Annotated in this window: 11 protein-coding genes; 6 read left to right on the plus strand and 5 right to left on the minus strand. The window is 63.3% G+C overall.

The window, feature by feature from the left end; all coding sequences use genetic code 11:
* Positions 1-131: 131 nt before the first annotated feature.
* The 5 genes from ADU59_RS02780 to ADU59_RS02805 all read left to right on the plus strand — a co-directional run bounded on the left by ADU59_RS02780 (position 132) and on the right by ADU59_RS02805 (position 6863).
* Complete coding sequence (locus tag ADU59_RS02780; protein ID WP_068951460.1) at positions 132-1340, plus strand: acetyl-CoA C-acetyltransferase; 1209 nt, start codon at positions 132-134, stop codon at positions 1338-1340.
* 179 nt (positions 1341-1519) lie between these two features.
* Positions 1520-3736 (plus strand): FAD-dependent oxidoreductase, encoded by a 2217-nt coding sequence (locus ADU59_RS02785; RefSeq protein WP_068951461.1) that lies wholly within the window; start codon positions 1520-1522, stop codon positions 3734-3736.
* A 271-nt stretch (positions 3737-4007) separates the two neighbouring features.
* Positions 4008-4886: an aldo/keto reductase family oxidoreductase gene (locus ADU59_RS02790; protein ID WP_068951463.1), complete on the plus strand. Its 879-nt coding sequence runs from the start codon at positions 4008-4010 to the stop codon at positions 4884-4886.
* Positions 4887-5224: 338 nt separating this feature from the next.
* Positions 5225-5515, plus strand: a complete 291-nt coding sequence (locus ADU59_RS02795) for a GIY-YIG nuclease family protein (RefSeq protein WP_068952523.1) — start codon at positions 5225-5227, stop codon at positions 5513-5515.
* Positions 5516-6485: 970 nt separating this feature from the next.
* On the plus strand, positions 6486-6863 hold the full coding sequence (locus tag ADU59_RS02805) for a hypothetical protein (protein ID WP_068951466.1): 378 nt from the start codon (positions 6486-6488) through the stop codon (positions 6861-6863).
* A 74-nt stretch (positions 6864-6937) separates the two neighbouring features.
* Here the strand turns inward: ADU59_RS02805 and ADU59_RS02810 are convergent, their stop codons facing one another.
* The 3 genes from ADU59_RS02810 to ADU59_RS02820 form a co-directional block, all read right to left on the minus strand.
* The gene (locus tag ADU59_RS02810) at positions 6938-9052 is read right to left on the minus strand and encodes a putative bifunctional diguanylate cyclase/phosphodiesterase (RefSeq protein WP_068951468.1); all 2115 of its coding nucleotides are present in this window, start codon (positions 9050-9052) and stop codon (positions 6938-6940) included.
* Between the two features lie 219 nt (positions 9053-9271).
* The gene (locus tag ADU59_RS02815) at positions 9272-10297 is read right to left on the minus strand and encodes a Tim44 domain-containing protein (protein ID WP_068952525.1); all 1026 of its coding nucleotides are present in this window, start codon (positions 10295-10297) and stop codon (positions 9272-9274) included.
* A 338-nt stretch (positions 10298-10635) separates the two neighbouring features.
* Complete coding sequence (locus ADU59_RS02820; protein ID WP_068951470.1) at positions 10636-11994, minus strand: Nramp family divalent metal transporter; 1359 nt, start codon at positions 11992-11994, stop codon at positions 10636-10638.
* A gap of 219 nt (positions 11995-12213) precedes the next feature.
* Between ADU59_RS02820 and mntR the strand changes: the two genes are divergently transcribed.
* On the plus strand, positions 12214-12663 hold the full coding sequence (gene mntR / locus ADU59_RS02825; RefSeq protein ID WP_068951472.1) for a manganese-binding transcriptional regulator MntR: 450 nt from the start codon (positions 12214-12216) through the stop codon (positions 12661-12663).
* Positions 12664-12682: 19 nt separating this feature from the next.
* Here mntR and ADU59_RS02830 read toward each other — a convergent pair whose 3' ends face one another.
* Both ADU59_RS02830 and ADU59_RS02835 read right to left on the minus strand, forming a co-directional pair.
* The gene (locus ADU59_RS02830; protein WP_068951474.1) at positions 12683-13564 is read right to left on the minus strand and encodes a DMT family transporter; all 882 of its coding nucleotides are present in this window, start codon (positions 13562-13564) and stop codon (positions 12683-12685) included.
* Positions 13565-13748: 184 nt separating this feature from the next.
* Positions 13749-14834 carry a calcium:cation antiporter gene (locus ADU59_RS02835; RefSeq protein WP_068951475.1) on the minus strand — a complete coding sequence of 362 codons (1086 nt, stop codon included), beginning with the start codon at positions 14832-14834 and terminating at the stop codon, positions 13749-13751.
* Positions 14835-14838: the final 4 nt, after the last annotated feature.

Here is a 14838-nt window from a genome sequence, read left to right on the forward strand (position 1 = left end):
TATGCTGGGGTCTTGGCTCCCCCTCATCCGGCCCTGCGGGCCACCTTCTCCCCGCTGGGGAGAAGAGAAAGCCAACCGATTTGACACAGACGACGCGCGGTCTGATGATCGCTGCATAGGGAGATGATACAATGACCGACGTCTTCATTTACGACCATGTGCGCACGCCGCGCGGCCGGGGCAAGAAGGATGGGGCGCTGCACGAAGTGCCGACGCCGCGCCTGGCTGCCAAGGTGCTGCAGGCGCTGCGCGACCGCAACGGGCTCGACACGTCCACCGTCGACGACATCATCATGGGCTGCGTCGATCCGGTGTTCGAGGCCGGCGCCGTCATCCCCAAGGCCGCCGCCTTCGAGGCCGGCTATTCCAACAAGGCCCCCGGCATGCAGATCTCGCGCTTCTGTGCATCCGGTCTCGATGCCGTCAATATCGCGGCCGGCAAGATCGCCTACGGCGCCGACGACATCGTCATTGCCGGCGGCGTCGAGAGCATGTCGCGCATCGGTATGGGCATGTCCGGCGGCGCCTGGTACATGGACCCGTCCGTCAACTTCCCCGGCTATTTCATGCCGCAGGGTGTTTCCGCCGACCTGATCGCCACCAAATACGGCTTCTCCCGCGATGATGTCGACGCCTATGCGGTCGAGAGCCAGAAGCGGGCCGGCCATTCCTGGGACAACGGCTATTTCGACAAGTCGGTGATCCCGGTGAAGGACCAGAACGGCATCACCATCCTGGCCAAGGACGAGCATATGCGTCCGGCGACGACGATGCAGAACCTTGCCTCGCTCAATCCCTCCTTCCAGATGCCCGGCGAGATGGGCGGCTTCGAGGCCGTCGGCATCCAGGCACATCCGGAAATCGAGAAGATCAACTATGTGCACCACGCCGGCAATTCGTCGGGCATCGTCGATGGCTCGGCTGCTGTGCTGCTCGGCTCCAAGGCCGGCGGTGAGAGCATGGGCCTCAAGCCCCGCGCCCGGATCAAGGCATTCGCCAATATCGGCTCCGATCCGGCCCTGATGCTGACCGGCCCGGTCGATGTCACCGAAAAGCTGTTGAAGCGCGCCGGCATGACCATCGCCGATATCGACCTGTTCGAACTCAACGAGGCGTTTGCCGCTGTCGTGCTGCGCTTCATGCAGGCTTTCGACATCAGCCATGACAAGATCAACGTCAACGGCGGCGCGATCGCCCTGGGCCATCCGCTCGGTGCCACCGGTGCGATGATCCTCGGCACGGTGCTCGACGAGCTGGAACGCCGCGGCCTGCAGACTGCGCTTGTGACGCTGTGCATCGGCGCCGGCATGGGTACGGCGACGATTATCGAGCGGGTGTGAGGTCTTCCCCTCCCCCTTGTGGGGAGGGTGGCCCGAAGGGCCGGGAGGGGTTTCCGCCACGTGGCAAGAAGCCCCTCCCCAACCCCTCCCCACAAGGGGGAGGGGCTTAACCCGGCCGGATCGCCCATCGGCGGCGGCATCGAGCGAAGCCAAGATTTCAAGGGAGAGGAAATCCCATCATGAGCACCTATACCAATTTCACCATCGAAACCGACGCCGACGGCATTGCGCTGGTCACCTGGAACATGCCCGATAAGTCGATGAACGTCTTCACCGTCGAGGTGATGAAGGAACTCGACGCCATCGTCGATCAGACCGTCGCCGACGCAGCCGTCAAGGGCGTCGTCTTCACCTCCGGCAAGTCCTCCTTCTCCGGTGGTGCCGATCTGTCGATGATCAAGGGCATGTTCACGTTCCAGGCCGAGCAGAAGAAGATCGACCCGGACAATGCGGCGCAAAAGCTGTTCGAACTCACCGGCCAGATGACCGGCCTGTTCCGCAAGCTCGAAACATCCGGCAAACCGTGGGTCTCGGCCATCAACGGCACCTGCATGGGCGGCGCCTTCGAGCTGTCTCTCGCCTGCCACGGCCGCGTTGCCGCCAATTCGAAATCGGTGAAGCTGGCGCTGCCCGAAGTCAAGGTCGGCATCTTCCCGGGTGCGGGCGGCACGCAACGTGTGCCGCGGCTCACCAATGCGCAGGACGCCCTGCAGATGATGACCACCGGCTCGTCGCTCACCCCACAGCGCGCCAAGGCCATGGGCCTGATCCATGAGATTGCAGAACCGGCCGAACTGATCAACGCCGCCAAGGCGATGATCAAGAACGGCCTGAAGCCCGTTCAGCCCTGGGACGAGAAGGGCTACAAGGTTCCCGGCGGCGGCATCTGGACGCCGGCGGCGGCCCAGCTCTGGCCGGCCGCGTCCGCCATCCTGCGCCGCGAAACATCAGGCAATTATCCAGGCGGCCTTGCCATCCTGAAATGCGTCTATGAGGGCCTGCAGGTTCCCTTCGATACGGGCCTGAAGATCGAGCAGCGCTATTTCACCGAGATCCTGCAGACCACCGAGGCCTTTTCGATGATCCGTTCGCTGTTCATCTCGATGCAGGAACTCGGCAAGGGCGCCCGCCGCCCGGCTGGCATTCCAAAGGCGGACCTCAAGCAGATCGGCGTCGTCGGCGCCGGCTTCATGGGCGCCTCCATCGCCTATGTCGCCGCGGCCGCGGGCATCGAGGTCACCCTGATCGACCGCGACATCGAAGCAGCAACCAAGGGCAAGGCGCATTCCGAGGGTCTGGTCAAGGATTCCATCGGTAAGGGACGTCTAACGCAGGACGAGGCAACGGCCCTTCTCGCCCGCATCACGCCATCGGCCGATTACAACGACCTGAAGAACGTCAAGCTCGTCGTCGAGGCCGTGTTCGAGGACCGCCAGGTGAAGAAGGACGTGATCGAAAAGGTCGAGGCCGTGCTCTCCGAAGACGCCATCTTCGCCTCCAACACCTCGACCCTGCCGATCACCGGCCTGGCCAAGAATTCCAAGCGCCCGGCCCAGTTCATCGGCATCCACTTCTTCTCGCCGGTCGAAAAGATGATGCTGACGGAAGTCATCCTCGGCAAGGAAACCGGCGACAAGGCGCTGGCAACGGCGCTCGACTTCGTCGCGGCGATCAAGAAGACCCCGATCGTCGTCAACGACACGCGCGGCTTCTACGTCAACCGCTGCGTCTTCCGCTATATCCACGAAGCCTATGACATGCTGATCGAAGGCGTGCCGGCAGCGATGATCGAGAATGCCGCCAAGATGGCCGGCATGCCGGTGGGACCGCTGTCGCTCAACGACGAAGTGGCGATCGACCTGTCGCAGAAGATCCTGAAAGCCTCGATCGCCGATCTGGGCGAAGCCTCGGTCGATCCGCAGCACATGGCGCTGATCAACACACTCGTCGACGACCTCGACCGGCGCGGCCGCAAGAACGGCAAGGGCTTCTACGACTACCCGGCCAAGCCCGCCAGGAAATCGCTCTGGCCGGGCCTGAAAGACCTTTTCGAGCAAAAGCCGGCCGAAAGCTTTGACGTCGAAACGATCAAGCAGCGCTTCCTCGTCACCATCGCACTCGAAGCCGCCCGCACCATCGAGGAAGGCATCGTCACCGATCCGCGCGAAGCCGATGTCGGCTCCATCCTCGGCTTCGGCTTTGCCCCCTACACCGGCGGCACGCTGAGCTATATCGACGGCATGGGCGTCAAGACCTTCGTGGCGCTTTGCGAAAAGCTGGCGGCAACCTACGGCGACCATTTCCAGCCGACACCGCTTTTGAAGGACATGGCGGCCAAGGGCGAGACGTTTTACGGGCGGTTTGATCCGTATGGTGTGGCCGCGAAGGCTGCATGACCGCTGGCGAAGCGACGTTGTGATCAGACAGGCCCTCATCGGGCCTGTTTTTTTGTCCGCCTTGCGCAGACAGTGTCGAAAATTGCTCCGTCGATGGTTTTTAACACCGTCCGCCCGAAGCGGATGAGATCGGCGATGGATTTCGAGGACGGCTTGCCGGGCGGTCCGGTCCCATTGTCCGGAAAACCGAACGGCCTGTACCAACTACCCTCCATTATCGCGCAGCCGAAACAGCCTATTTGTACAGATGTACCAGCAACGGAGCACCATCATGTCCAGTCTCGAAAAATCCGGCCAGTTCAACCTCGGCGGCCGCAGGGTGAAGCGCCTCGGTTACGGCGCCATGCAACTCGCAGGCAAGGGGGTCTTCGGCCCGCCGAAGGATCGCACGGAGGCGATCGCCGTCCTGCGCGAGGCCGTCGAAAGCGGGGTCGATCACATCGACACGAGCGACTTCTACGGTCCGCACGTCACCAACCAGATCATCCGGGAAGCCCTGCATCCCTATCGGAACGATCTCGTCATCGTCACCAAGATCGGCGCGACACGCGGCACGGATGCATCCTGGAACCCGGCCTTCTCGAAGGAAGCCCTGACCCAGGCGATCCACGACAATCTCAAGAACCTCGGCCTCGACGTGATCGAGGTGGTCAATCTGCGGGCGATGTTCGATGTCCATGGCCCGGCGGAAGGCTCGCTTGAGGAGCCGCTGACCGTTCTTGCCGATCTCCAGCGCCAGGGCCTGATCAAGCATATCGGACTGTCCAACGTCACCGCCAAGCAAGTCGCCGACGGGCGAAAGATCACCGGAATCGTCTGCGTTCAAAACCAGTACAACCTCGCCCACCGCGCGGATGATGCGTTCATCGACCAGCTCGCTGCGGACGGAACCGCCTACGTGCCCTTCTTTCCGCTGGGTGGCTTTTCGCCCCTGCAGTCCTCGACACTTTCGGATGTCGCGGCGCGGGTCGGTGCAACGCCCCTGCAGGTGGCGCTCGCATGGCTGTTGCAACGCGCGCCGAACATCCTCCTGATCCCCGGCACCTCATCACGCGCCCATCTGAGGGAAAACCTGGCCGTTGCCGATCTCGTCCTGCCGGCCGATGCCATCCGTGACCTCGACGGCATCGCGGGCGGCAAGCAGGCCTGAGCTTTGGCAGCTCATCCATCGTACGGCGGACGGCCGCCTTGCGATGGGTGGTCGCAAAACATCCGCAGATCGTGCACTATTGCATCGTTCCTATGTCTGCCACGGGATTCCAGTGGGTCGCGTCTGCGGCGTGAAAGCCTCCCCGTTCTCTCCGCGGACATGAAAGCCCCCTCACCGCGCGGACGCGCGGTGGCTGGATGCCTGTGACGAGCACAGGCATGACGGAGTTTGGGGACGCTGCCGCGGGCAAGCCGCAGTCTGCGAAGACGACGCGCCCGCCAAACAACGACCACCCAGCCCCCTTGCCAGCCCGCCGCCCATGCCGCACCTTTCCCGCGATGAAAGGCTACGTCTACATCCTTGCCTCAAAGCGCAGCGGCACGCTCTATACCGGCGTGACGACCGATCTGCCGGGCCGGTTGTTCGAGCATCAGAACGAACTCACCAAGGGCTTTACCAGCCGCTACGGCGTCAAGACGCTGGTGTGGTTCGAAGAGTATGATCTGGTGACCACGGCGATCACGCGGGAAAAAACCATCAAGAAGTGGCCGCGCCAGTGGAAGCTTAACCTGATCGAGGCGATGAACCCGGATTGGGAGGATATCGCGCATTATCTGCATGGGTTGTGAGAGGGCAGGAGAGGGACGCGGTTGCGACTTGCCTGCCACACGACAGCAGCACCGGTCGGTCCGCATACTCGGAACTCTCGGCTGGTGACACCCTCTCTCCTCCGTCATTCCTGTGCTTGTCACAGGAATCCAGTGGGTCGCGTCTGCGGCGCGGAAGATTCTTTTCTTGATGAGGTGTCTTCTCGCCGCGCGGACGCGCGGCGGCTGGATCCCTGTGACAAGCACAGGGATGACGGAGTTTGAGGTATCGGCCATGCCAACCAACAGACTCCGAGGAGACAGTCCTTCGCAAAAGTCCCGGGCCCCCCCCAGCCAGACGCCGCGTAAACGTTACACTCACCTCACCCGCCCCCCATGAACACCTCCATACCAGCCGAATGGGACGCCCGGCTCGCCACCCACCACCCCACAGATTCGTCTCGCCCGCGTCCACAGGGCGATCGCCCGGCTGACCGGGGACGAATAGGCGCCTGCCGCCGTCGCTTTGCCCCGCTGCCCGGCGCTTTTCGCAAAAAAATCATCCCCGTTTATCCCCGCCCCGACATTCTGCCCCATACTCACCCACGTCTCCGCCGCCGGAGTGTTTCGCGAGACGGTCGCGGGCAGGTGGAGGCCGGCGCCCTGGTTTGACCCGTAACGTGCGGGAACGGCCAGGGAGGTGAAAGCCATGGCGGCCCTGTTTTTGCAGGGGCGCCTATCAAGCCTCCCCCGGGCCGCCAGGTCCGGTTCGGTTGAGCCGTGCAAGTGGCAAGCCCGTCCCGAAAGGATGGGCGCAAATCAAGCCATGCAGCGAGGCGAGGCGAGCACCTGTAGAGGCCGGAAGCCTCGAACGAACGCCGAAGGCCACGCGAGTGCGGAGCCATAGACTAAAAACTCACATGAGGTTCCGCATTCGTGTGGGCTCTCCATCGATCACACCACGGGCAGACCTGCCGCGTGACGGCAGGCGCGTGCGCAAAGGAAAAGCGATATGAAGATTTGGACCGAGGAAGAGCGGCAGCGCTACGAGGCGGAACGAGATGCCGAACCCTATATGCCCGGCTTCACCCGGGGCGAATTCGACCGGCTGCCGAAGCGCCGGCAGGAGCACGAAACCCAGAAAGCCTTCCAGCTCGCCACCAGCTCGCTTGGCTACTGGAAGACCTGCAGCCTCTCGCCCTGCCGCCGGGCAAAGGCCTGCAGGGGGTTTCTGACCGAGGCGCAGGCAACGGCCGGCGGCTACCACACGAGCTTTCCGCCCTGCATTCGCGACGGCGCCTATCGTCAGGAAGCAACCTTGAAGGAAACCGCCAGACTTTACGGCCTCGAGGACGAAGAGCCCGGCTATCCGGAAAAACGGGACTGGTGATCCGGCAAGCGGCGATCAGGCAACCCGGCGAGCGCGAAAGGACGGGCATGCGGCGGTGGTTTTTCCGCCTGATATCAGACGGCCAGCATCCGCTCGCCGGCCGTTGCCGGCGCGTCTCCCCACCCCTGCCCGCCGCCATAGATCAGCGCTTCGGCGTAAGACAGCGGCTGCGGCTTGCCGAGCAGATAGCCCTGGACCTCGCCGAAACCTTCGTCGCGCAGCTTCTGCAGCTGCCCTTCGGTTTCGATGCCTTCGGCCAGCGTTGTCGCATTGAAGCCGGAGCCGATGCCAACCACCGCCCGGACGATTGCCAGATTGCCGGGATCGGTCTCGATGCCCGCAACGAAGCTGCGATCGAGCTTGATCTTGTCGAAGGCAAAGGCGCGCAGATAGCTGAAGGAGGAATAGCCGGTGCCGAAATCATCGATGGCGATGCGCACGCCGAGTTCCTTGAGGGCCTTCAACAGCGGCAGGCTCTGCTCGACATCGGCCAGGAAGACGGATTCGGTGATCTCGATTTCCAGCCGGTGCGGCTGCAATCCCTTCTCGTCGAGCGCCGAGACGACGCTCGACAGCAGGCTGGTGTGCCGGAACTGGCAGACGGAGAGATTGACGGCGATCTTCAGATGCGGCGGCCAGCTGGCGGCAGCCCGGCAGGCCTCGCGCAGGACCCACTCGCCGATCGGCACGATGAGCCCCGTCTCCTCCGCGATCGGAATGAACTCCAGCGGCGCGACCAGTCCGCGCTGCGGGTGGCGCCAGCGGATCAGGGCTTCGAAGCCGGACAGGGTATTGTCGGCCAGCTGCATGATCGGCTGGTAGAACAGTTCGAACTGGTTCTTCGCCAGCGCATCACGAAGCTCGGCGGTCAGGAGATGCCGCCGCTCGGCCTCCAGCCGCATTTCCGGCTGGTACACGCAGAAGGTCGAACGGCCGCTCTCCTTGGCCGCATAAAGCGCCAGGTCGGCATCGCGCATCAGGGCGTCGTCGTCGCTGGCATGCAGCGGCGCCAGCGCGATGCCGATGCTGCAGGTTACGTGCTCCCTGGCGCCATCCAGATCGAAAGGCACCGACAGCGTCTCCAGCAGGCTTCGGGCAAAGTCCTGCGCCTGCCTGTCCGGGCCAAGCTGCAGCGAAAGCGCGAATTCGTCACCGCCGAGACGGGCGACCAGACCGTCCTCTCCCGCCAGCCGCAACAGGCGGGCGGCGACCTGACGCAAAAGCGCATCGCCGGCCGCATGGCCCTTGCTGTCGTTGATATGCTTGAAGTGATCGACATCGAGATAGAACAGCGCGACCGGATGTTCATCCGTTGCCGCCGCCGCCGCGCGCTGCAGGTAATCGGCAAAGAAGGCGCGGTTGGGCAGGCCGGTGAGCGCATCGTGCATGGCCATATAGGCAAGCCGCGTTTCGACGGACCGCTCCTCGGTCACATCCTGGGAAATGCCCAACAGGTAGCGCGGCGTGCGGCCTTCAGGCGCCGGAAGCGCCTTCTTGGCGGTGCGCAGAACCCGCTCGACGCCGTTCATATCCTGCATCCGCTCTTCAAGCGTGATGGTGCCCGCCGCCGCAAACGCCCGGTCGTCCTGCTCGCGAAACAGCGCGGTCTGCCTGTCGGAGAAAAGCGCCCTGTCCGTCTGCCCCAGCACCTCGGCCGGCGGCCGGCCGACGATGGCGCCGCAGGCCTCGTTGTACAGGACATAGCGGCCGCCCTCGGCCATATCCTTGACGAACACCCCCACCGGCAGATTGTCGACGATGCTGTCCAGCAGCGAGCGGGCCTCGCTCATCTGCTGGCGGGCGGCATTGACCTCGGTGCGATCCTGAACGATCGCCAGGATGGCGTCGCGGCCGTCGAAGCGGACCTCGCGACCATAGGTAAGAACCTCGAAGGTCTCGCCGCTTGCCTTGAGATGGGTCCAGCGCTCGGCGCGTTCGACATCGCTCCGCTTCTGCACCGCGTCCAGCATGCGCTGGCGCTCGCGCTGCGGGCGAATATCGAGAACCGTCATGCCCGGATAATCCCCGGGCGCATAGCCGTAGAGATCGATCGCCGCATCGTTGACGATCAAAAAATGCAAGGTAACGGGATCGTAGACCCACATCGGCGACGGATGCGTTTTGAAAAGCGACCGGAAATCGTCGTTCGGTGCTTTGGCGGGATCAGCGTCTCGGTACGGACTGGCCATGTCAGTGCTTACTCAAAATTGGGCGATAACCCCATATACTTGAAAAAGCTAAATAAAATCAGAATCATAGCTCGCCTAAACTTTGAGCGAACGCCGCGAAAATGGGCAAATCCTAAGAGTGAAAGGCGAGACTGCACAAAACAGCAAAAGGCCCTCCCCTTGAAAGGGAGGGCCAGTGCGACATTCGGGGTCGAGGCAGCTTGCCACGACAGTGTCAGGTCAGGCGGCCATGCCCTGGATGGCAGAGACCTGCCAGTCGCCGCCGCGCTTGCGCAAGAAGGTCCAGAGTTCGACGGATTCGGTCAGGTTGTCCGGGTCGCCCTCGACGACGCGGCCGGTGGCGCGGTCGCGGGTGACGTCGATGCTCTCGTAGCGCATGGCAACGGTTGCGTAATCATCGCCGCCCTCGTTCCAGGCTTCCGACACATCGCCCTGCACCAGATGCACGTCGCTGACCTCGTTCTTCAGGCCCTTGGTGGCATTCTCGCTCAGCTCTTCGGCCAGCCAGGACATCGCCTCCGGCGTGGTCAGCTTGCGCAGCATGCCATAGTCTTCAGCGCCATAGGCCGCCTGAACCTGTTTCAGCATGGTCTCGAACTGGCCGAGATCGTCCTCGCCGACACCGATTTCGTCGACCGGCTGGTTGGCGGCGCGAACCGGCTCCGGCCGTGCGGCACCGCCGCCGATCTGCGGGATCTTGAAGGACGGCATGCCCGAACCGAAGCCGGAACCCTGCGTGCCGAAGCCCTGCATCGGCGAGGCGCCGGACGCTGCTTCACGCGGCGCATAGCCTGCCGGTGCCGCCGTCTGGCGGCTGCGGAAGAAGCGCATGGCGAGCATCACCGCGCCGCCGATCAGCGCTATCTGCAAGAGCATACCGAGCATGCCGGCCATGCCGCCAAAGCCGTTGCCCATCATCATGCCGATCAGGCCGCCGAGTGCCAGACCGCCGAGCATGGAGCCCGCGAAGCCGCCGAACATGCCGCCCGGACGCTGGGCGCCGGGACGGGCTGCCTGACCCGGAGTCTGCTGACCGGGCGTCGCCTGGCTCTGCGGGGTCATTGTCCGGTTGATCGGCGTTGCATCTGCCGGTGCCGTGCGGGTGGCCGGCGGCTGGGAGAATGTGCGTGTGCCGCGGCTGCCGAAGCCGCTGCCAGCGCGGCGCGCCTCGGCCAGATCCACCACCGTCAGCATCACCATCGAAGCGACCGCAACGGTCGCAAGAACGCGTCCAAACCTAAACATGAAACCCAATCCTGTTGTTCACTCCCGGCCCGCCAGAGCGCGCCCTGGCAAGGTATATGGGGGCATCGGCACCCGAATTGAAGGCTTTTGCGCGCCAGTTCACGGTAAAGCGGGCCCGGAAAGATTTCGATGCGGATGAAAAAACCGGCCGGCGAACATCCCCGCCGGCTGAATCGGGGCGATCATGCCGGGAAAAACGGTTGACCGGCGGACTATCGCAAAGCCTGCCGGGCGAAAGGAAACAGCTCCCCTTGTCGGATCATCCCAAGGCGCATGATCGCAAACGGAAGAAGGCGGCACTACGGCCGCCTTCTTCCGTTGCTTTGCACCAGTCTGCCTCAGCCGACAAAGGTGTCGTAGAGCAGCTTGAGATTAAGCACGACGATAATCGCGGCAACGATCCAGGCCAGGGCGGCGACATATTTCGGGATGACGAAAGTTCCCATTTTCCTTTTATCGGAGACGAAACGCACCAGCGGGATGACGGCGAAGGGCAGCTGCATCGACAGGATGACCTGGCTGAACACCAAAAGTTCGGCCGTGCCCTTTTCGCCATAAATCCAGGTAACGACGACGACCGGGACGATGGCGATGCCGCGGGTGATGAGGCGGCGGGCCCATTGCGGAATGCGCAGCCGCAGAAAGCCTTCCATGACGATCTGGCCGGCCAGCGTCGCCGTCACCGTCGAATTCAGGCCGGAGGCGAGCAGCGCCACGGCAAACAGGGTCGAGGCGATGCCAAGGCCGAGCAGCGGCGACAGCAGCTCGTAGGCCTGGCCGATCTCGGCGACATCGGTGCGGCCATTGGCGTGGAACACCGAGGCGGCGATGATCAGGATGGCGGCATTGATGAACAGAGCCAGCATCAGCGCAATGGTGCTGTCGGTGGTCGCCCATTTGATGGCATCGCGCTTGCCCTCGTCGGTGCGCTTGTAGGCGCGGGTCTGGACGATCGAGGAATGGAGATAGAGATTGTGCGGCATGACGGTGGCGCCGATGATGCCGATGGCGATGTAGAGCATGGCCGGGTTGGTAACCACCTCGGTGGACGGCAGGAAGCCGGCAAGCACGGCCGCGACCGGCGGGGCGGCGGCGGCGATCTGGATGACGAAGCAGCCGGCGATGATGATCAGAAGCGCGATGACGAAGGCTTCGAGGAAGCGAAACCCCTTGTTCATCAAAAGCAGCAGCAGGAAGGCATCGAGCGCCGTGATCAGCGCGCCGCCGATCAGCGGAATGCCGAAAAGCAGCTGCAGCGCGATTGCCGTGCCGATCACCTCGGCGAGATCGCAGGCGATGATCGCCGCCTCGCAGGCGAGCCAGAGCATGAAATTGACCGGCTTGGAATAGGTATCGCGACAGGCCTGAGCAAGGTCACGGCCGGTGGCGATGCCGAGCCGGGCGGCCAGCGCCTGCAGCAGGATCGCCATCAGGTTCGACAGAAGAATGACCGTCAGCAGCGTATAGCCGAACTGCGATCCGCCGGCGATGTCCGTCGCCCAGTTGCCGGGGTCCATGTAACCGACCGAGACCATGTAGCCGGGGCCCATGAAGGCCAGCATGCGGCGAAACCAGATGCCTCCGGACGGCACGGCAACACTGGCATTGACTTCCGGAAGGCTTGGCCGCGCATCCTCTTCCGCCTTGGCAAAAGTCCAGCTTTGCTGCGGCGGCAGGGTGGCTTCGGAATTGGACATGCACGGTCTCCGGATACGGAATGAGCCTGATGATCCCGAACCTATGCCAAGGCTCAACATTATGCAACATGCTATATTGTATCGATCCGGCTTTTTTGAGCCCCGGCTTTTTGAGTGATGCCACCGGCGGTGGAAGATGGGATAAAGCACTATGAAAAATCGAAGCCCGTGCTATGAAACTTTCAAAAGCATAGAAGAAGACAGAGAGGATCACGCCCCTTGCCGCGCCGTCCCGTCCCCCGCACGGATCCGCTTCCCGACGCGGATATTCATTCCGAGGGTTTCCGGCAGACCCGCGAAGCACGGCGCGGCGCGCTGATCGAGGACTATGTCGAGCTGATCGCCGATCTCATCGAGGATGGCAACGAGGCACGGCAGGTGGATATCGCCGCCCGTCTCGGCGTGGCGCAGCCGACGGTCGCCAAGATGCTGGCGCGGCTTGCCGCCGAAGGACTGGTCTCGCGCAAACCCTATCGCGGCGTATTCCTGACCGAAGCCGGCCAGAAGATGGCGCTGGAAAGCCGCGCCCGCCACCAGACGGTGGAAGCCTTCCTGCGCTGCCTCGGTGTCAGCCCGGAAACCGCCCGCATCGATGCCGAGGGGATCGAGCATCACGTCAGCGGCGAAACGCTGGACGCCTTCCGCCGGTTCATCGCCGGCAAGGCGTGATCGGGCGTCATACACTCCTTTAGCCCAACGGCAGCCGCCGTCGCCCAAAGCGTTCGCCCAGGATGATGATCATGCCGGCGGAAAAGATCAGCGCCGCGCCGCCAAAAACCTGAGAGGCGGGAATATCGCCCCAGATCAGGAAGCCGAGCCCGAAGGCCCAGATCAGCGAGGAATATTCGAACGGCGCCAGTATCGAGACCGGCGCCCGGCGCATCCCCTCGAACAGCGCATATTGCGCGATGCCGGCAATCACCCCCGTGCCCACCATCAGCCCGACATCGGCAAGGCTCGGCGGCACCCAGGTCACCACAACGGCAACACCGGTGAAGAGAATGAAGAAGCCGCTGGAAATCGTCATCTGCACCAGCGTCACCTCCTGCATCGCGGTCTTGCGCAGAAGCACGGTCGAGATCGCCCAGAACACCGCCGCCTGCAATGCCAGCCAGACCGGCAGGGAGAGTTTCATGCCCGTTCCGAACGGATCCGTGGCGACCAGCACGCCGGCAAAACCGACGAAGACGGCGACCCAGCGCAGGGGCGGCACGTCCTCCTTGAGGATTGGCACCGCCAGAATGGTGATCAGGATCGGCGCGGCATAATAGAGCGTCGTCAGTTCGGCCAGCCCCAGATCCCGCGCCGCGGTGTAATAGGACAGCCAGGCGGCCAGAAGCAGCAGGTTGCGCAGGATCATGGGTTTAAGAACCGGGGAACGCAGCGAGCGCTGCAACAGCGGCCGCCGCCCGATGACGGCGCAGATCGCAAAGATCGTCACGCTGCGCACGAACAGGATCTGCCAGACCGGCAGCGCCACGACCAGCCACTTGACCGAGGCGTCCTGCAGCGTGAACAGGAAATAGGAAAAGATCGTCAGCAGAATGCCTGATAGCACGGAGGTATTCACGAAGGGCTCCCGAAGGCGCGGCGCACGTCGCGCGCAGCCCTTGATAGACCCGGGCCCTTCCGGACGGAAGGGGCATCGTCGATACAGTTGAGGCGAAAAATGGGGGCTGGACAGGAAAGCCGACCATCAACACGGAACCTGCGGCGGGGAAGGCATGCCTGCACCCGGCTCGAGTCCTCCCGCGTCAAAGCCCGATCATCGACAGCATGACGAAGGTGGCGAACAGCACGAAATGCGTCATGCCCTCGATGGCATTGGTCTCGCCGTCGTTGAGATTGATGGCAGCGACGATCAGGGTGATCGTCACCATCACCGTCTGCACCGGCGTCATCGCCATGATGAAGGGCTGGCCGGTATAGAGCGCGATCGCCTCCATCACCGGCACCGTCAGGATGACGGTCGACAACGAGGCACCGAGCGCGATGTTGACGACGGCCTGCATGCGGTTGGCAAGGGCCGCCCGCATCGCCGTCATGATTTCCGGGGAGGCCGAGATCGCCGCGACGACGATTGCCGCCAGAACCGGTGGCGCACCGCTGCCCTTCAGCCCGGCCGTCAAAAGGCCGGACATGATTTCGGCGAGCGCGCCGATAATGACGACCCCGATGATCAGGATGGTGATGGATGCAACCACCGGCTCATCCTCGGGCGCATGTTTCTCCGCCCCCTCCCGTTTCGGATAGCTATAGCTGAAGAAATAGCTGTGCACGCCGACCTGCATCTTCAGGAAAACCGCGTAGAGCGTCACCATGGCAACGATCGTGAAGGCGGAGTAGAGGTGCCATTTGGCATCGGGAATGAATTCCGGCACGATCATGGAAATGCCCATCGCCGTCAGGATCATGACGCTGTAGGTGCGGCTGGAATTGTCGTTGTAGGATTGCTCGCCGTGCTTGAGGCCGCCGAGCAGCGCTGCCAGCCCCAATATGCCGTTGATATCGAGCATGACGGCGGAATAGATCGTGTCGCGCACCAGCGTCGGCGATATCTCTTCTCCGCTCATCATGATCGCCAGGATGATCACTTCGACAAGCACGGCCGATAGCGTCAGGATCATCGTTCCATAGGGATCGCCGACCTTGGCCGCCAGCACTTCGGCGTGATGGGCGACGCGCATGGAGGCGAGCACGATGGCAAAGACCAGCACCGCCGCCCCCACGAGCGCCGCGACCTGCCCCATCTCCAGCAGCGCATGTTCGAACAGGAAACCGGCGGCGGCAAAGATGAGCGCTACGCCGAGCAGGCTTTCGGACTTCAAAATGGAGAACACGGCA

The organism is Pararhizobium polonicum (genome assembly GCF_001687365.1).
Classification (GTDB): Bacteria; Pseudomonadota; Alphaproteobacteria; order Rhizobiales; family Rhizobiaceae; genus Pararhizobium; species Pararhizobium polonicum.